Annotated in this window: 12 protein-coding genes; 1 reads left to right on the forward strand and 11 read right to left on the reverse strand. The window is 59.4% G+C overall.

Annotated elements, in window-relative coordinates:
- Positions 1–137: 137 nt before the first annotated feature.
- Both ACI77I_RS18720 and ACI77I_RS18725 read right to left on the reverse strand, forming a co-directional pair.
- The gene (locus ACI77I_RS18720) at positions 138–4,970 is read right to left on the reverse strand and encodes an RHS repeat-associated core domain-containing protein (RefSeq protein ID WP_406998144.1); all 4,833 of its coding nucleotides are present in this window, start codon (positions 4,968–4,970) and stop codon (positions 138–140) included.
- A gap of 182 nt (positions 4,971–5,152) precedes the next feature.
- A complete protein-coding gene (locus tag ACI77I_RS18725) occupies positions 5,153–5,284 on the reverse strand; it encodes a hypothetical protein (protein WP_256589274.1) in 132 nt (43 codons plus the stop codon).
- Positions 5,285–5,887: 603 nt separating this feature from the next.
- Here ACI77I_RS18725 and ACI77I_RS18730 point away from each other — a divergent pair.
- On the forward strand, positions 5,888–6,184 hold the full coding sequence (locus ACI77I_RS18730) for a putative quinol monooxygenase (RefSeq protein ID WP_406998145.1): 297 nt from the start codon (positions 5,888–5,890) through the stop codon (positions 6,182–6,184).
- 2 nt (positions 6,185–6,186) lie between these two features.
- On the opposite strand, the gene ACI77I_RS18735 is transcribed toward ACI77I_RS18730, so the two are convergent.
- The 9 genes from ACI77I_RS18735 to ACI77I_RS18775 are packed head-to-tail and all read right to left on the reverse strand — an operon-like array spanning position 6,187 to position 18,364.
- On the reverse strand, positions 6,187–7,236 hold the full coding sequence (locus ACI77I_RS18735) for a hypothetical protein (RefSeq protein WP_242150530.1): 1,050 nt from the start codon (positions 7,234–7,236) through the stop codon (positions 6,187–6,189).
- 12 nt (positions 7,237–7,248) lie between these two features.
- On the reverse strand, positions 7,249–9,057 hold the full coding sequence (locus ACI77I_RS18740) for a hypothetical protein (protein ID WP_406979727.1): 1,809 nt from the start codon (positions 9,055–9,057) through the stop codon (positions 7,249–7,251).
- Positions 9,058–9,060: 3 nt separating this feature from the next.
- Positions 9,061–10,347 (reverse strand): hypothetical protein, encoded by a 1,287-nt coding sequence (locus ACI77I_RS18745; RefSeq protein ID WP_406998146.1) that lies wholly within the window; start codon positions 10,345–10,347, stop codon positions 9,061–9,063.
- Between the two features lie 18 nt (positions 10,348–10,365).
- On the reverse strand, positions 10,366–11,289 hold the full coding sequence (locus ACI77I_RS18750; protein ID WP_094951850.1) for a hypothetical protein: 924 nt from the start codon (positions 11,287–11,289) through the stop codon (positions 10,366–10,368).
- Positions 11,290–11,347: 58 nt separating this feature from the next.
- Positions 11,348–13,711: a hypothetical protein gene (locus ACI77I_RS18755; protein WP_406998147.1), complete on the reverse strand. Its 2,364-nt coding sequence runs from the start codon at positions 13,709–13,711 to the stop codon at positions 11,348–11,350.
- Positions 13,712–13,721: 10 nt separating this feature from the next.
- Complete coding sequence (locus ACI77I_RS18760; RefSeq protein WP_406998148.1) at positions 13,722–14,864, reverse strand: hypothetical protein; 1,143 nt, start codon at positions 14,862–14,864, stop codon at positions 13,722–13,724.
- Positions 14,834–16,279 (reverse strand): alkaline phosphatase family protein, encoded by a 1,446-nt coding sequence (locus tag ACI77I_RS18765; protein WP_406998149.1) that lies wholly within the window; start codon positions 16,277–16,279, stop codon positions 14,834–14,836. The genes ACI77I_RS18760 and ACI77I_RS18765 overlap by 31 nt, the downstream gene beginning before the upstream one ends.
- Positions 16,269–17,483 (reverse strand): metabolite traffic protein EboE, encoded by a 1,215-nt coding sequence (gene eboE / locus ACI77I_RS18770; protein WP_406998150.1) that lies wholly within the window; start codon positions 17,481–17,483, stop codon positions 16,269–16,271. Before eboE ends, ACI77I_RS18765 begins: the two co-directional genes overlap by 11 nt.
- Positions 17,480–18,364 carry a TatD family hydrolase gene (locus tag ACI77I_RS18775; RefSeq protein ID WP_242150512.1) on the reverse strand — a complete coding sequence of 295 codons (885 nt, stop codon included), beginning with the start codon at positions 18,362–18,364 and terminating at the stop codon, positions 17,480–17,482. The genes eboE and ACI77I_RS18775 overlap by 4 nt, the downstream gene beginning before the upstream one ends.
- Positions 18,365–18,378: the final 14 nt, after the last annotated feature.

Consider the following 18,378-nt stretch of genomic DNA (forward strand, 5'->3'; position numbering starts at 1 on the left):
CATGTTTACTGCCAGCCCTCAAACAAAATCCCGCGCACCAACGGTGCTGCGGGATTTTTTTGCTTGTTGTTTAGGGGCCTATATCGCCCGTTCCCCCCGCTTCCTTCTCAAGGATTTGAGGGCGGAGCACTCAATTATCACTTTATTTTCAACCATAAGGGGGTGAAGTTCCCAAAAGGCAACCACGTAATATCGCCCACAGCGGTGTTGGCAAACTGAACGGATCCAGGTGCAGCGTTGATTACCTCGGTGCCCGACAAGACACCGGCGGTTATAAACGCGACGGTGTTGAAATCACCGACATTGAAGAGGTTTGTTGCTCTCGGCGTTTCCAGCAGCGAATTTCCGTTGAGTATCAGTGGCTCAGCCTTGCGTGGGAGTAGGCGAGGAAAAAGCTTCCTCAATAGCTCGGTCGGTCTGAATAAGGAGGTCGTGGCGGGAGCCGCTTTGCCGAACAGATTTCTGGCAACGGCGACGCCTGAACGCCCCAGGTAGGCGGCAAGCCTGGCTGTTTTTCCGACGATCGAGAGCCCCCCTCCGGCGGCTCCAAATCCCAGCGATATCCAGGCCAGCGTTTCTGACGCCTTTGAATCACTGTCGCCGATAAGCACCGATGCGATGCCTGTAGCTGCTGAGATCATGGCAGCCCCGACTAACGCCGCCGATAGAAAAATTGACGTGCCGCCGGTCATGACGGCTGTCAATATGCCGACACCCGCCCAGAGGAAGGTGTGGATCAATTGCGTGTCTTTACCCAAACTGAGTGGCCCAGGCAAATCATCTCCCCATATTTTCCTCAACCCTGCATCCACTGACGCGTGCCCGCTGGGGTCCTGGTAATTGACGGGATCACCGTTGGCGCAATAGGCATACATGTTCGGGCCCCCCTGCCCAAATGGGCTGAAGCTGTCCAGTGCGTGGAAGCGCATGCAGCGCGCGTCATACCAGCGGTATCCCGTGCCCAAGGGGGACTGGCCTGTGATGGGGTCGCAGTATTCGCCGTTGAAGCCCAGCAGTGAGTCGCTCTCATCCGAAAAGTGCTCGCCGTAGGCCGTATAAGCGTGGTGCTTAAAGGTTTGAGCCAGAAGGTCGTAGCTGACGCACACGGTGCCATTGGCATCACGCAGTTCAAACAGGGTCCTTTTCACCCCAGAGCGTTTGATTTGTTGCACCGTACAGCCCGCACTCCCGGGGTTCAGGTTGCGATAGGTGTCGTTGTTTTCCAGTGAGTACTCGCCAGAGACGTTGAGCCCGTCATAGATGATTTGGGTTTTATCACCGTCCTGCTCGCGGGTCATCAAACGATCAGAGGGGTCGTAGCTGTAGCGGGTGCCGCCGGCCTGGATCAGTCGTCCCAGCCAGTCATAAGTGTATTTTTTACCTGTCTGGTCCTGGGTTACCCGCCCGGCTGCGTCATAACTCAAACTGCCAGCAGCCGGGTAGTCCGCATGAGTGTTTGCAACCTTTGTCAGACGGAAACCGTTCACGCTGTCATAGGTGTGGGTCGCGGTATTCTTCCCACCACCGAAGGTGGTGATGCAGGTGATGACATTCCCCAGTGCGTCGTAAGTGAAGGCTTGCTGGTCGATGTCTTTGTTTTTGGGGGTCTTCGGTCGCCATACACCCGTGGTTGTGCAGGTTTTGAGGCGTCCGCCCGGGGTATAGGCCAAGCTGCGAGAACCCAGAACGGTATTGCCTTGTTTAAGCTGCACCGACTTCAATTTGTCATCGGCGTAATAGGTACGCTCCAACGTGAGGTCGATTTTGCCACTGAGCGTGAATTGGCGGGTGGTTTCGCGTTGTTGTGAGTCGTAGGTGTAGTCCACACCAAAAGAGATGCCCGAATTGGGCGCGCCATAAATACTGTCACGAAGAAGCAAGCCTTGGTCATTGTAAGTATGCGAGCCTGAAAAATAGAGGGTGTTGGATTGAACGCGGCGCCCCTTACCGTCGTAGAGAAACAGCGACTTTTCACCCAGCGCGTCTGTCGTGTCGAACAAGCGCCCACCCAGTGAGTAATTGGACAGCACCTCTTTGGCTTGGCCAGGCTGTGTTTGTACGCTTTGTTGGGTGACGCGCAGGTTGCGGTCATGGGTGTACCGGAGCATATGCTCCCCCTCGCTGGCTGTCGCGAGTCCTTGTGCCCCGTAGGCATAGCTGAAGGTCTTCTGTTCACCGGTGGTGGCGGTTTGGGTCTTGGCCAGGCGGTTACCCAGTTCCTTGATGTAGTCATGCTGCAGCACGCTGCCTTCAGCGGTGACGGTTGATACCGGTACCAAGCTGGCGCCCGCGTAGGTGTAGGTTTCGGTGCAAGTACCGCGAGTGATGGACGTTACTCGGCCCCAGCTGTCGAAAGTGCGTTTACCCAGGGTCTGGCGTTTACCGCCGAATTCGATCGCCACCTGCTCGGCCTCACGCAATAGCCAGTGCTGCGGGTAGGTGTAGTAGTAGGTATAGACAAGGGCAGGGGCGAGTAGGCCATTGTCTTTTTCGCTGTGGCTTTCGCTCAGCAGCCGGCCGCTGCCATCGTAGGTGTAGTCAATGGTCGTGACACCCAACTCACCTTTGGTGTGCAGTTGCTTGACCTGCTTGGCACGGGTGTAGGTGGCTGTCTGGGTTTGATAGACGTTGCCATCCTGGCCTTTCCACTCGATTTTCTTGATCGTCTGGTCGGTGTCATAGGAGGTGACCGTTGCGTGTTTATCAGTTGCTTTTCCGGTCCACTGCGTGCGGGTCAGTGCTATTGGGTCGTAGAAGTCGAAGTCTTCCCGGCTATCGTTGTATTTGCGAGCGCAGACCTGATTCCATTCATCGTATCGCAGCTCCTGCGTTTCGCTGAGTAGGCTGCCATTTTCCTTGTAATCAAAACGGGTGGTCTGTACCTCGCGCCCGATGGCGTCATATTTGACGGCTTTGGTCTGTTTTCGTTGGCCATCCTCAATCAGGTACTCGCTGACCAACTGGTCCTGGCCATCGTACTGGCTTAAACGCGTTTGCCCATTAGGCTCGGTGATTTGCACTTGGCCGGGCGCCGGGTAGGTGTAGGTGGTGATCTGGCGGTAGGCCGGGCTTTGCGCACAGACGGTTAGCGTGGCCAGTTGGCCGTATGGGTTATAGGCATACTCGGTCCGGTTGCCGTCGGCGTCGACTTGGCGAATAAGGCGACCATTAAGAGTGTTCTGGGTTTCTGAGGCCGTGCGCTGATTACCCTTGTCATCGGTTTCGGTGGTCGTGGTGGTCAGTTCAGTGTCACCGACGCCTCCCAAGGTGTAGTCGAAAGAGCGTACCGGGTCGGTCACAATAGGTGCCAAAGAGCGGTTGTCCAGCGTGGACTGGCTTATGCTTTTTTTGCGTCCTTTACGAAAGTCGTTGCTTTCGAAATATTCGAACCGCTGGCCGATCAACGCGGCATCGGCAAACTTATCGGTGGCGAGGCTGCCCTGCAACGTATTGGTGAGCTTGGCTTCACTCAGTTCCGGCAACACTTTATAACCGTGAAGTTTGAACTGGGCAACGTTCAACAGGCCCGGAAGCAAGGAGGGTAATAGCCCAGGTATTAACGATAGCAGCCCGGGTGTGTCGACAAATTCGGTGTCAACATAAGTCGACTCAAACCGCGCGTTCAAGTTGTTGCCGTCAGGGCCCCAGGAAGTGTCAGGTGTACTCTTCGATGGTTGTTTGGACGCCGCCTTAATGGCCCCCAGCAATGTGCGCGCCTTTATTTCTCCGGGGCTCTCGTTGCGGCCGCGGATGTAGTCCATCTCGGTAGTGACGTTGTTTTGGTTGTTCAGTCTTAGCGCGGAGTTGGTGTTAAACAAGTTGCCATTTGTTTTTTTATAGCTTTTGTTTGCTTGGGTGTAAGTCATACTGGTTAAACGACTCACTATAAATGAGCTGTTTTCCATGGCGTAGTCTGTTTGGGTCTTGGCGGTGCCCTGGGTCAGGGTCTGCGAGGTCACCTCGTGCTTTTCATCGTATTGGTAAACCGTGGTGCGAATTGCCGGCGTCCCTTCACTCATAATGGTTCGGTACTTTTTCTCGTCCTGACGCTCATAGACATACGTGGTGGTAACCGGTGTGCCACCCCCGTTGGGCGTTAATGTGTGGGTACTGACACACGGCAGTGCCGACAATTTTGGATTGTCCGGGAATGCCAGCCCGTTGTCTTTGTACACGACCTTTTCTTCGAGACCATCGAAGTTAGTGAGCGTGGTCAGCAACCAGCCGCAAACGGGATGATCCAGGTACTCGAAGGTGCTTTGAATGTTATCCCCAAGGCTCACGGACTGCAGGGCGTAATCCTTGATGGCCAGGGTATAGGTCAGGGTTTGCGCGGTATCATCCGGCCAGAAAATAAACTTGACGGTCTCAAGCGCCGGTGACGCATCCGGGGCGTCGGGTGTGTAGTCGACCTTGAGCAGGTTGCGGGTGGCATCTTTGATTCCGGTTAACTGGATCTGGTAATACGTTTTACCTTCTATGACGTGGGCCGTTGTCATCCACTCGAAAAGCAGTTTGTTAAGGTCATCGGTGGTCAATGACTCAGTGACGTAAGTTCCCGTGCCCTCCAACAGTACCAGTACTTCTTTTCTGCCGCCTTTGTGCTGCACTGTCAGCTTGCCACTGGCCCATTTTGCTATAACAGCCAGCGTCGTCAGGTCTTTGTTTTTCTCTATTTCCAACACCTCACCCGAGTGCAGTGTCAACTTTTTATAGGTTTCGCTGTAGGTGGTGACACCATAAAACCAACCATCCCCCAATGCCGATTCATTGTTGACCACTGGCGTGTAGTAAAGGCTCATATCAAACGTAGGCCCGAGGCCGCAGTTTCCGATGAGTGACTCCGTTTTTACATAGTTCTCGAATAGACCCGTACGTGGGTCGACCACGTTGCGCTTTTGAGTGGTTGCATTAAAAATCGGGTCGTTTTCGTAATCGCTTGGGTCTGTACCCATTGGATTGTGAGCCATGTTCATCTCCCTATGATGTGATAGGCCACCCATTCATTAGGTGGCAGCGGTTGCTCTTTGAAAGTACGCGGCTCTGCAGCGGGAGGTAACTGTCAGTTCTCACAGTTTCTTATATTGATTTGTGCTGTTTTTAGTTTTTTTTATTATAAGTCTGTCGATTTTCCACGGCTGGCGGATTCAACTCAGTAATTAAAAACCGGTGCATAACGCGCTTCACGTTTCTTGAAGTGAATGGGCGCCATGGGCACTTTTTCGCCATTCACGAAAATAGCCGGAAAGGTCAGGGTGAAGTCGTCCAAATCGCCGTTGCCCAAGGGCGTGCCCTGGGTGCCTGAGCTGAATGTGACCCACGCGTTTCAACAAGCAACCCCTCTAGATCAACAGTTCCAACGCAATCCAGGGTTGCCACCTATGACTTTGGCCGCTAACCTGAAAATGATTGAATTGTTACGAATAATTTCGGGTGCGGCCTGTTTTGGGTTGTGCGACTTCAGGACGAGGAACGAAAGATGTTTTCACACGAAGGTCCCGCAATAGAGCTGTTGCTACTCATTTTTGGCTTGGCAGGCCTGCTTTTGGTCGTCTGGTTCATTCACCACCAATACGAGCGAAAGATCGGGAAGGGCGTTAAAAAACAACAAAGTCGTAACAGAGGTCGCTCCGCGTAAGCGCTCATGCACTGACGTCAGCGGTCGGTATTGAGCCCGGCCGCCGGCAAGGTGGATCGCCATGAAGACAAAGAAAAGCCCACGATGGGGGCGCGGGCTTAAAGGTGTTCACTTAGGAGCTGAGTTGAGCCTAGGCGCCTGCCTGTGAAAACCGCGTGAAATACGCACGTCGGGTAGGCTTTTTTGCAACCCGGCAGCCTGCTCACGTACTGTGCGTGTTCCTTATCCAACCTCTGCGGTGGTGTGTTCATGTCAGATGAAGTGCGGCTTGTCGTCATTATCCATACCCAGCCCGGCAAAGGGTCACAGCAGCTGGCCGCGTTTGAAAAGCTGGCGCCCCAGGTCAGGGCCGAGCATGGCTGTTTGCAATACGATTTACACCCGGTTGTCGGCAATAACGACAGCTTCGTGTTGATCGAAAAGTGGGCCTCCAAAGCCGCGTTGGACGCCCACCATCTGGCCGCCCATATGCTGGACGCGGCCAAGCACACTCCATCTTTTCGTGCTGTGCCTGCGACCGTTTTGCTGTTAGAGGCGGCGGTGTAGGTTCACAACTGCACCCGGCGCAACCGGCCAGTCAACGGTGCCAGCGTGTGATCGGGTGCCGGCACCTGCCGGCCCGCCAGCCCCATGCCTTCACTCACCAACACAGCACCCTGCACCACACATAAGTTGGACGGTGTATCCAAGCCGCGCGCGAGCACTTCAACTTGGCCGTTTTGCAGGTTGCACCGCAACAGTCGCCCGGCAAACCGGGTGAAGCCGCCATGCAGCGGCTCGCCGTTCCAGTTTGGCGGCAACGGTTGTTGCAGGTGGCTGCACAACTCCAGCACCAGCAGCTTGCCCTGCGGGCACAGCGCCAGCCCGGTGGGCAGTTGCAGGCCGCGTATCACCACCTCGATCTGCCCGCCTGCCGGGTGGGCTCGAATCACCTGCCCGGCGTAGTCGGCAAAGTCGATGCCTTTGCGGGCCGGGTCGCCGTGCAGTTCACCGGAGAACAGGCTGATCAGCACCGCGTCTGTTTGCGGTTCATACACCAGAGTAACGGGTACCGCTTCCTGGCCTTGGTCCAGCGCGGGCAGTTGCGCCAGCACGTGTTCGTCCTCGCCACTGCAAAACTCCACCAGTTGGTTGGTATCGGGCTTGACGGCCAGCCAGCTGCGCCGTGTTGGGTGGTAGCACAGCGCATTCAGGTTGCCCCGGCTGTGGAACACCGGTTCGGGCGGGCTGTATTGCAAGTCGAGCAGCCTGGAGCCGCCGATGTAATCGGTCTGGCTGGCCAGGCAGCGGCCGTCACCGCAAGCAATGTCCGACACGCCCATGATTTCATCGCGCAGCATGCGCGCCTGCATGTTCATGCTGCGAAAACCCTGGGCGACGACTTCGCCGGGCAGGTAGGCGCCAGGCTGCTGCGGATCGGGTTGCAGCCGGGTGATGCGGCCGCTAAACGGCTGGTCCGCTGAACCTGAGCCGGCTTCGGCCAACAACAGGCTGCCATCGGCTTGCAGGCACACGCCGCGTGGGTTGAGCAAACCTTCAGCGACAAAGGTGCTCGGGCGCAGGGCTTCAATGGGTTGAGCTGGGATATGAAGGGTCATCGGGTTTGCCTCCTATTGCGGCGGCTGCCACGGGCTGCCGGTGAGATACGCACGCAGCAGTGCACGCTGGGCGGGGGACATCGAGCGCACCACCGGCATGAACAGCGTGGTGCCTTTGTAGGCATCCGAGGTGCGCGCGAGGATGGCGTTTTTCGCCGCCATGATCGCGTCGGGCTGGTTCAGCGGCACGTAGCGCGACATGGCGGGGAAGGCCAGGTAGTGAAAACGCAGCACGTTCGGGTACACCTGCTGCCAGGTGATGATGCTGCCCTTGGCGATGCCGAAGTCGGTCTGCGCGTACTTGCGAAAGTTGGTGAAGAACGCACCGTTGTCCACGCCATTGGCCGTGCAGGTCAGCGCCACAAACCCCGCCTGGGCGGCGCTGCCGGGTTTAAGCGTGACGGGAAAACTCACGGCCTGCTGGCCGGCACTCACCGTCAGCGAACTCGGGAAGTTGAGGAAGTCGATGTATTGCTTCTGGTCGTAGACCCCAGGCGCGCTGGCGCCCAGGCTGACCGTGGTGGCTTTCGGCACCGGCCCGCCCAAGTAGCGCACCTGCAAATTGATCGTCAGGCCATTAGGGTAATCCTCCAGGTACAGGTTGCGCTGGTCGGCATACACCCGGTAGATGGATTCGCTCGCGCTAAGGGTCTTACCCGCCACCGGGTTAGGGCCGGTGATCTGTAGCGGCGTGGTCTTGACCGCTTGTTGCTGGCTGGCATTCAGGGGCACGTCGACGATGCCGCCGTACACGTAGTAATTGACCAACGGGCTGGCGGTCGGGTTGAGGGTTATCAGCGCGGTGGCCCCGGCTGAAATCGTCACCGGCCCATAGTTCGCATTTGGCCCGATGGGGCTAGTGATGTCGTCGCGCACGGCACGGAAGGTTTGCTTGGGAATCACGTTGACCATGTCCAGGCTCAGCAAACCGTTAGTGCCCAGCGCCGCGTAGGCCGCGTTGCCCGTGGACGCATTGACCAATTGCCGCCCCGGCTGGCAGCTCAGCGGCTCGCCAGCAAAGGCCGGCGCCAGTGTGCCGATGACCCGGCCGATACTCGGGTTCGGCGTGTATTTACCGGCGGCATAATCCGCATCGAGTTGCGCGGTGGTCATCTGCGGGCACATCTCGAACATCACGAAACGCAGGACAATACCCGTCGCCCCCGGCGCCTGGATGATCGCCTTGAGGCCACTGCTGTTCTTGTTCCAACTGACGATGCTGCTCAGCGGAAACGTCAGCTGGAACGTGCCGCTGGCGTGGAACGAGCCCGGTGCATCCATCTTCGCCGGCTCGAGTACGCGGCCGGTCACGTCGAAACTGCTGCATACCGCATTGCAACGAATCAGCAGCTGGATATTTTCGCCGCTGCCGATTTGCAGGCCGCCGACAAAGATCTGCGTGGTGGTCGAGGCGCTGGGGTCCAGGTCGACCATCATCGGGCCGGACACGGGGCCTTGGCCGGTCGCCGGGTCCACCGAGCCAAGCAGGTACACCGGCTGGCCGACCTGATCGCCCGTGGTGCTGATGTTGCCGGGGCTGCCTTGGGAGCTGATCAAGGCGTTCTGCATGTCCACCACATGCTGGCCGTAGTGGTTCCAGCCGCCGGCGGTGTAGTAGTTGCCGGTGGGGGCGTTGATCATGTTGTTTAACTGGTCGTCGGTGTACGACTGCGCGCCGGGCGCCAGGGTTGATGTGGTCAGGTCGAAGAGCGGCCATTCATCATCGCCATTGAAAGGAATGGTCGGCGAGTTGTTTGGCAAGCTCACGTCCGTGCGGATGCCGCCCCAGAAATTCAGTCGTGGTCCATTGAGGATGCTCATGGTCTATTCCTTGTCCGTGGCGTGAGGGGTGAGAGGCGGGTTGGCGAATTTGAACAGGTAGGAGAAGTCGGACTTGAACGGGCTCTTCACCGGCGTCGCCATCGAGTGGCAGTTCATGCAACTGCTGTTGGGCTGGATATAACTCTCCATGGTCACATTGGCCGACAGTGCCGGGGTCGGCTGCCCCAGCGGGTTGCTCGGGTTGTTCGGCATCAACGGGCGCTGGGTGGTGATTAACTGGTAGTACTTCAACACGCTGCGTTGCAGCCCGGGGTGGGTGCGGTAGTTGTTGTTCACCCAAGCGGTGGCGTCGGCAATCGGCGTCACGCGGTTCAGTGGGTTGGGCGTCTGGAACGAGGTGCCGGGTTTGGGCACGCAGACCAGTTGCGTGCCCTGGGTTTGCCAGTTGCACGGCGACTGGTTGAGTGCGGCGGCGGGGGCGGCGGCGTTGAAGTAGGAATAGGCGGTACCGGCTACCGGTTGGTCGACCCACTGGCCGTTCACCTTGGCTTTGGGCGGCACGTTTTCGACCTGCTCGAAGGTCGACCAGATCCACTGCGGGTAACCATTGACCTTGGTGATGATGTGCAAGCCCACCAACCCCAAATACGCCTCGCCGACACCAATGCGCTGCCCCTGGCTGTTGAACCGCGCCACGCGGGCAAACTGCGTCAGGTAATGGCTGGCATTGTCCCGGGCGGTCAGAATGCGCCAGCTGGATTTGACCTCGATGACCCCATTGGGGAAGTTGATGGTGTTGGCTTTGGACACCACATTCGCGTTGTAGAAGTTATTGCTGACGATGTAGTTGTAGGACGCCTGGTTGGCCGAAATATCGTAATAGGTCGGGTTGCCCGCCTGGTCGATCAGCCAGCCACCCACCGCCTGGTCGATGGAGTTGACCAGCGAGCTGTTCTTCAGCGCCGCGATGTTGATGATGCCCAGGCTTCGGGCGGTCAGCGGGCTGTTCCACGGCCCTGGGTTGGCAGCGCCCGGCAGGAAGGTTTCGCTGACCGTCTTGTAGGTCTGCCACACGGTATAGCCCGAATCGCCGGGCTGTTTGCTGCAGTTAGGCGTGCCACGTTGCCCGTCCTGTGCCGGCCAGTTTAAGGCGATAAACAGCTGCCAGCTGTATTGATCGAACTGATCCTGGCTGGCGGTGGCCGCCGGCGCGCTGCTGGGTGGCTGGCAGTTGAATTGCGTGGCCAGCGTCAACGGCTGAGGCGCTTCCCGCGCCTGGGCCGACAGGCTGACCAGTCCGAGTAGCATCACACTCACAAGTGTTTTCATGGCGATACATCCTTGTGTTCAGGGTTTGCGCTGCATGAGCTGGTTCCACTGGGCCTTATGCCCGTTGCTCTGGGACGCCGGCGGCTCGAACAATTGGCACGGCGGCGGGTTCGACGGGCACATGGCGATCACTTGCGCCCAGGTCTGCGCCGGGTCGGGTTTGGCGATGCGAAAGTTCGTGTAGTTCTGGCTCACGATGGGCGCATTCGCGACGCTCACGTCCCCGGAAAAGAAGAACGACTGGGGCAGGCGGTAGGGCGGTTTGCCCGTCTGCTGCTTGTTAAACGCATACCCGAACAAAATCGGTCCCGCCGGCGAGATCAGGTCCAAGGCATAGGCCTGCACACTGCCACCCAGGTTTTTGCTGCGTTCGGCGCTGTAGGGCAGGTGCTCGATAAAGTCCTGGCGCGGCGGATGGTTCATCGGTGAAAACATGCAGCAGGCCGGCATGTCTTTCGGGCGGTCCTGCGGGTAGGTCAGAAAGTACGCCTTGTTGCCCAGGGACACGAACGAGCAGCTGTAGTTGTTGTTCTTGATCGGGAAGATCGGCAGGCAGTACTTCTCGTAGTGCTCCATCATCGCGCCGAAACCGTCGCCGTCGGCTGGGATGTAGGTGCTGTCGTAGTAGCTGGTCCCGCGCGAGACGGTGTAGTCCGCAGGTTTGAGCGTGGAGGGTGGGCTGCTGTAAGGCGGTGGGTTGTTCTGGTAGTTGTTCATCACCCGGTACATCGTCCAATCGCTGATCCATTGCGCCGGGAAAAACGGATCGGATGGGTCGCTGGGCGCGCGTTTGGCGATGCAGTTGCCGTTCTGTGCATTACAGCCTTCGCTGTTGTGCACCCCATTGGTGAAGTACACGGCGCCGCTGTCGTCCTCGGCAAACGCAACGGGGCTCAGCAACAGTAACAACAGTAACAGTCGGCTCAAGAGGCTGGCGTTCATACAACACTCCTTTGAAAACCGGGCGACAGGCGCGTCACCCGGTGGTCCTGTGTGAGGCTTACGTGTAGTCGCTCATGCTCAGCTGCACGGGCGGGTAGTTACGCTTCACCAGCGCCTGTGCCCACAGTTCCAGCACGGCGCGCCGGCTTTGCGGCATGTCGCGTGTGATGGGCATGGCCAGGGTGCTTTCCTCCTGATATTGCTTGCTGATCAGCACGATCAGTTGGTCGACGGCGCCCTCGATGCGCGTCAGGTTATTGAGCGGCATGTACTTGCTCATGATCGGGTACAGGTAATAGAACGGCTGCAAGATGAACGGGTAGATGAAGGTCTCCCAGATCAGCTGGCCGGCGTCCTCACGCTGATAGATCAGGTTCCAGGCGTTGACGAAGTCCTGCTGCATCTGTGGTTCCAGCGGCAGCACGCGCAGCGGTGCGAGGAAGTCGGTAAAGGCCTGGTTGAGTGGGAAACTGAACGGAATCACCGGCGCCTGCTCACCTTCCTGCACAAAGAAACGCAAGGTCGGAAAGCCCGGCGCCTGGGCCGTGACGGTCAGGTTGGCGATGCCATTGGCATCGGTCTGAATCTTGGTCACGCTGTATTGCACGTTGCTGTTCAGCGGGTCTTGCAGCGTGCCTTGCAGGGCAATCGGGTTGACGAACTTAAGCGTCGGGCTTAAGGCGACTGCGGCCGGTGTTTGCAGGAATTGCTGATAGGTCACCGGCGTCGTCTGATCGGCTGACACCGCGAGCCGGGTTGCCATGAGCTGACGACCGGTGCCTTCGGTGATCTGGCCGAGCAGGGTCTTCGCCCCGCTAAACTGCGGCAGGCAGGGGCTGTTGTTGGCCGGGTTCTGCGGGTCGTTGTTGAACAGCGAAAAGTCCGCCGCGTTGCTGAACGCCAGGTAGTAATCGGTGGTGCACAGCATGTAGGCATTGCCGTATTCCGCCACCCATAACGTGGTGCCGGCCGGTGCGGGCTGGCCGTCGTGTTGCACCATGATTTGCAGTGTCTTGGTGTCGCCCACGTCGATAAAACTGGCGCTCTCTACCACCTCGGCGGTCCACATCTGCTGGGTCGCGGCGATGATTGGCGTGGTACCTGGTTGTTGCAATTCCAGGCTGCCAGTTTGCAACTGCGCCTGAGCTTGGACGGTCAGCGGCAGGTCGAGGATGCCGGCGCGTTTGTCGAACGCCAACTGCTGGTAGTCGTCATAGCCAAAGCTTGCCAACGGGCTGAATTGCGTGCCTTGGCGGATGCCAATCTGGTAGTTGCCGGCCTGGTACTTGGCGGCAACGGGGATCTCGGCCTTGCTGTCGACGGGGTAGAACGGGAACGCGTTGCCCAGGTCCAGCGACAAGGTGGTGCCATGGGCCTGGGCCGAGATCACGCCCAGTTGGACCTGGCTGTTGGTACCCGGTGAGGTTTTGTAGATGGGCACCTTTTGTGCTGGCACCAGGCGCCGGCCCGCTGGCGCGGTGGGGAACTCATCCTCAAACCACAGCCCCAGGCTGCCTACGGTGCGGCTATAGGCCGGGTTGAAAAAAATGTCACCGACGTTATCCAGCGCCTGTTGATACATGGCTTGCACCTTGGCCTGGGCTTCGGGCGTGGAGCTGTGGGTGTCGATGGGCGGGTAGTTGTTGAAGATACCGTTCTTGTCGTAACAGGTCAGGTAGGTGGTAAAGCGAAACATCAGGCCCTTGGCATTCTGTTGCGCCATCTGCGCCTGCAGGTTTTGCAGCAAGGCCGAGTTGCCGATCACCCATGCCAGGTTTTCTTTCGGGAAGCAGGTCTGCCAGGTGGTGGTCACGTACGCCAGGCCGCCGAGGTTGGCCCAGTTGAAGTTGAGGAACCGGTCGAGCATGCGGTGCTCGCGGTTGAGCGTCAGGCCGCACTCGGCATTGCCCAGTACCAACTTGTCGAAGTACAGCGCGGTAAAGGTGTTCTGCCACGGGCTCACGTCGACAAAGCGCGCCGGGGAATTCGGCGCGCCGCCAAACGGGTTGCCGAGCAGCTGATAACTTTGGTTGATCAGCGGGTCCTGGCTCACATAACCGCCGTCGGGCAACTCGCCGCCCGTGATCACCGACTGGGTCTGGTTGTAGCTCACGGTGCCGCAGGCGTTGTCGCCGAACAGGTTCCATTCGCCGGGGATCATGGGGGACGCCAACTGCCCGGCATTGCCTGGCACCTGCATCACGTAGTCGGGTACGGCGGCCGGGGCCAATGGCGCGATGGTCCACGGCAGCAGGTTGCTGGCGGCGTTCAGCGGCGTGATCTTGAAGGCTTCCAGAAACCGCCAGTTCATCTGCATTTTCACCGCATCGTAGAGCGGGTACATGTCGTTATTGTTGGCGGTCGGCGGGTTCCAGAACATATGGCCGCCGAGGTAGATACGCGGGAAATTCAATACGCTCATGTGAGGCTCCTTAGCGTTGCCACTGGGCGCGTTTGAGCGACCAGACAAAGTCCAGTTTGTGATAGCCGACAAAGTCGGAGGCCGGCAGTTCGGCGGTGGGGTAGACGATGCCGCCCTGTTGTTTGAGGGCGAAATTGAAGTAGCCCTTAGTCGACGAGTACGCGGCGGTGCTGTGGCACGCGAAGCACGAAGACATGCTCTGGAACGCCGATTCCAACTGGGAGTTGGCGAGCAAGGTGGGCGTGGTATTGGACTGCACGCCGATCAGCTCGTATTGAGCCAGCGTCGGGTAACTCGCCTGAAAACTGATATTGACCGGTTGCGCCGCCGTGGTCGGCCCGGTGCTGTTGGTCATCGGCGTGGGCGGGATCGCGTTGGTCACGGTGTACTTGCCGTTGTTGCGGTTTTCGAAGGTGGTCCACACCCAGTCGGGGTTCAGTTTGTTGATCACGTGCAAGCCGCTCAACGCGGCATAACCGACCACGTACTCACTGCCTTGCTGGTAGTAGGTCTGGGCGATGTAGTAGCCGTCGTTGGCCAGTTGCTGCTGATAGGTCGGGTTGTTGCCGATCCACAGCCAGGCGGCCTTCAGTTCCCACGCGGTGGAGGGGAAGTTCAGGTCGCTGGTCAACGCGGCCTGGCCATTCACGTTGTAGACCTTCTGCTGCACGATGTAGTTGAAGGTGTCCGGCCCCATCAGCAGCTGGAAGCGCACCGCCTGGCCTTGCTGGGCTTGCGGCACTTGCCCGCCCATTTCCAGGATCAGCCCGTCCACCTGTTGCGTGGCATTGAGGTTGTGGAACATGCGGTTGGCGTTCATGCCCATCGCCTGGGCTTGCGTCAGCACCGCGGGTGGCACGGGCACGCGCTGGGCGTAGGGCAGGGGTTGCGCGCCGTTGGCCAGGTAGACCTGATCCGACGGCTTCATGGTTTCCCAGACCAAGTCAGGGCTTTGTGCCGCAGCGGGTTGGTTGAGGCAGGCAAACCAGTTCCAGGCCAGGGTTTCGGGGCTCTGGGTGAAGGTCGCCCGGGTCTTGTCGATGTCGCCACCAAACTGCAAGAAACCCGTGCAGTCGAAGGGCGTGTTTGCGCCTTGGGCCTGGGCCAGTCCGGCCAGTGCACTCAAGACAGTGATAGATAAGGCTCGCCGCATGGAAGCTCCTTGGCATTGGCCAGTTCCAGGTGTGGGCGCCCCAGGAAATGTTCCAGGAGCAGTTGCTTCACTGCCGTCGCCGCAAGGTGCTGCGGTAACGCCAGATCACAATTGGTGATCAGCAACGGGCCGGTCTGCGCGCTGCTGGGCAGGCGGCCGTGGCTGCCCCGCACGAGGCGGGTGTCCAGCGGGATCAGGTCCATGTAGTAGCGAAAGCCGAGCTTTTTTTGCAGCAGGCGGCGCGCGACTTTCAGTTTAGGGAAGCGAATCGCCGGGTCGATAAACAGCTCGACCGGGTCGTAGCCGGGCTTGCGGTGGATGTCCACGGTGCGTGCAAAATCCGGCGCCTTGCGCGCGTCCAGCCAGTAGTAGTAATCAAACCAGTAACCCGCTGCGGCCACGGCCACCAGCTCGCCGCTGCGTGGGTGGTCCAACTGCCAGGTGCGTTGCTCGGTTTGGTCCAGCACCTGCTCGATACCCGGCTGGCGCTGCAGCAAGGCTTTGACGCGGGGAATGTCCTGCGCCTGCTTCACATACACATGCGCGACCTGATGATCGGCCACCGCAAACGCCGCGCTGGCGCCAGGGTCGAGCAACTCCCAGCTCAAGGATTTGCGCACTTGCAACAGGCCTTCGGCGCGCAGCACGCGGTTGATCGACACCGATTGCTCGACCGCTTCGATGCCGTATTCGGAGAGCAGCATCACCGCCGCGCCCTGCGCCTCGGCAAAGCTCAGCAAGCGGCCCACCTCGGCGTCGATGGCGCGCACTTCATCGGCAATCGACGGATGTTCAGGCCCCACGCGCTGCAAGCTGTAGTCCAGATGGGGCAAGTAAATCAATTGCAGGTGAGGGCGATTGAGCTGGAACTCGGCCATCGCGCAATCGACGATCCAGCGGCTCGAGGCAATGCCCGCCGCCGGGCCCCAGAAGCCATGGAAAGGGAACTCGCCAATCTGCGCCTCGATCTGCTCATGCAGCCCGGGCGGCGACGAATACAAGCCGAACTGCTTGCGCCCATCGGCCGGGTAATGCGGGCGCGGGGTGATCGCGGCGTCCACGTCGGCGTACATGTTGTACCACCAGAACAACTGGCTGCAGCGAAAACCCGGGATCTCACGCTTGAGCGTGTGCCAGACTTTTTCGCCCTGGATCAGCGCGTTGGGTTGCAGCCAGAAACGCACTTCAGCCTGGTCGCGAAAGTACCAGCCATTGCCGACAATCCCATGTTGCGACGGCGGCGCGCCGGTGAGGATCGAGGCCTGCACGGTCGAGGTGACGGCGGGGAACACCGGTTGCAGGGTGGCCATCTGGGCGGTCTTGAGCAGGGCATTGATGTGCGGCGTCGCCTCACCCAACAGCGACGGCGTCAGCCCGACCACATTGATCAGCAACAGCGGTTGTTCAGAGGGCATCGGCGTATACCTTCTGCACGTGCAACAGGTTGCGCTGGCGCAGTTGTTCTTCGACCCAGCGCAGTTCGGCGGCAATGCCTTGCAATTGCGCAGGCTCGGTGGCGGGCCGCAGCTCAAAGGGCAGCACGCCCCAGCTGTAGGTTTCCACCTCCAGCACCGGGCGGAAATCGCCATGGGCCGCCAGGTAGTCGAAGGTCTGCGCCAGCGCCACTTGGCTGCCGCTGAGTTCGGGCAACAACAGGTGTTCGCTGAACAGTGGAATGTGGAAATGGATGCGCAGTTCGTTGAACCCGGCGCAATGCGCCAGGGCGGCGGGCAGGTCCGGCCAAGCCACTCGGCGGCCCTGTGCGTCGAGCGCCTTCACTTGGTGCAAGTAGGTGATTTCGGCAAAGCTGCTCAGGGTCTTGAGCACGTGTTCGCGGCGCTGTTCATCGTCAGACGGCAGGCGGCAAATCAGCGCGTTGGACAGCTGGACCTTGCCCACCGGCACCCCGGCCTCACGCAGCCGGTCCAGCGACTGATAGCAGTCTTCAAACATCACCGCCTGGTGGCACACATCAAAACACAGCGCCAGGTAGGCATGGTTCGGGTCCATGGCTTGCCGGCGCTGGAAGAACGCGATGGCCTGCTCGGTAGTCTCCAGCACGCAGTCCGGTTCCATCTCCAGGCAGAACACGATTTTCTTGCCGGTTTCCCAATGCAGGCGGGCGAGCGCGGCGGTGAGTTGGCTCAGGTGCTCATCGGCGCGTGCCTGCAAGGCCTCGTTCCAGGTGGCGGCATAGCCCAGCGGTACAGTGGAAATCACCCCTTGGCGGCAGTCGGGAGGCAAGGCATGAGCGAGGATGCGCGCCAGGTCCAGGCTGTAGGCTAGCCGTTGCGGGTCGGCCCAGTTGGGCAGGTAGACGTCGGCTTTCACCGCGCCCTGATGGAATTCACCATAGGGGAAACCGTTCAGTGACGTCAGGCGCAGGCCGCTGTGCTGGAGCAATGCCAGGAACTGCACACGCGCCGATTCCTGCTGTAGTTGCGCCGCCGCGTGAGCGCAAATCCACAGGCCGCTGTCCTGTTCCTCTAGCCCGCGCAGGCTGCGCACGCCTTGAAAGTGCTGCTTGATGGAGGCGCGTAACCCGGCCAGGTCACGGGCCGGGTGCACGTTGCTGCAATACCCGACCTGGGCGGCCGTCCAGCTGCTGGCGGCACTCATTTGACCACCGGGTCCTGGCCGCGCAGGGCCGAGTTTTCCTGCCATTGCTTGCGCTGGTCGATGGGCAGTGGCGTGCTGACCAAGGCCTTGTCCAACTGGCCGCTCTGGGCAAAAAAGTCCACCGGGTTGTGGAACAGCACCTGTTCCACCTGGGCTTCAGTAAAGCCCGCTGCCAACATCGCCTGGCCGGTTTTGGGCACTTTCAGTGGGTCGCTGATGCCCCAGTCGGCGGCGCTGTTGACCACCATTTTTTCGGTGCCGTATTCCTTGAGCAAGGCGACCATGCGCTGCTCCGACATCTTGGTGTTGGGGTAGATGGAATGGCCGCGCCAGCACTCGCTGTCGAGCACCAGCGGCAAGGTCAGTTCGTTGAGGTGGTCGATGATCACCAGGTGCTCGGCGATCCCCACGTCGCGGATCACCGCCAGGGTGCGTTTGGTGCCGCCGATCTTGTCGCGGTGTGGCGTGTGCACCAGCACCGGCAGGTTGAATTGCTTCGCAAGCTCAAGCTGCGCGGCAAGAAAGCGATCTTCTTCAGGGGTGATGTCGTCGTAGCCGATTTCGCCAACCGCGACCACGCCTTCTTTCACCAAGTAGCGCGGCAGAATCTCCAGCACTTCATTGGCGATCGACAGGTCATTCGCTTCTTTGGGGTTCAGGCCGATGGTGCAGAAATGATGGATGCCGAACATGCTCGCGCGAAAGCGTTCCCAGCCCAGCAGCGTGTCGAAGTAGTCGACAAAACTGCCGACGCTGGTACGCGCCTGGCCCTGCCAGAACGCCGGTTCGATGACGCCGGTGATGCCAGCGGCCGCCATGTTCTGGTAGTCGTCGGTGGTGCGGCTGACCATGTGAATATGCGGATCAAAGTACTTGAGCATGGTGAATCCTCGTC

The organism is Pseudomonas sp. D47 (assembly GCF_045447305.1).
Classification (GTDB): Bacteria; Pseudomonadota; Gammaproteobacteria; order Pseudomonadales; family Pseudomonadaceae; genus Aquipseudomonas.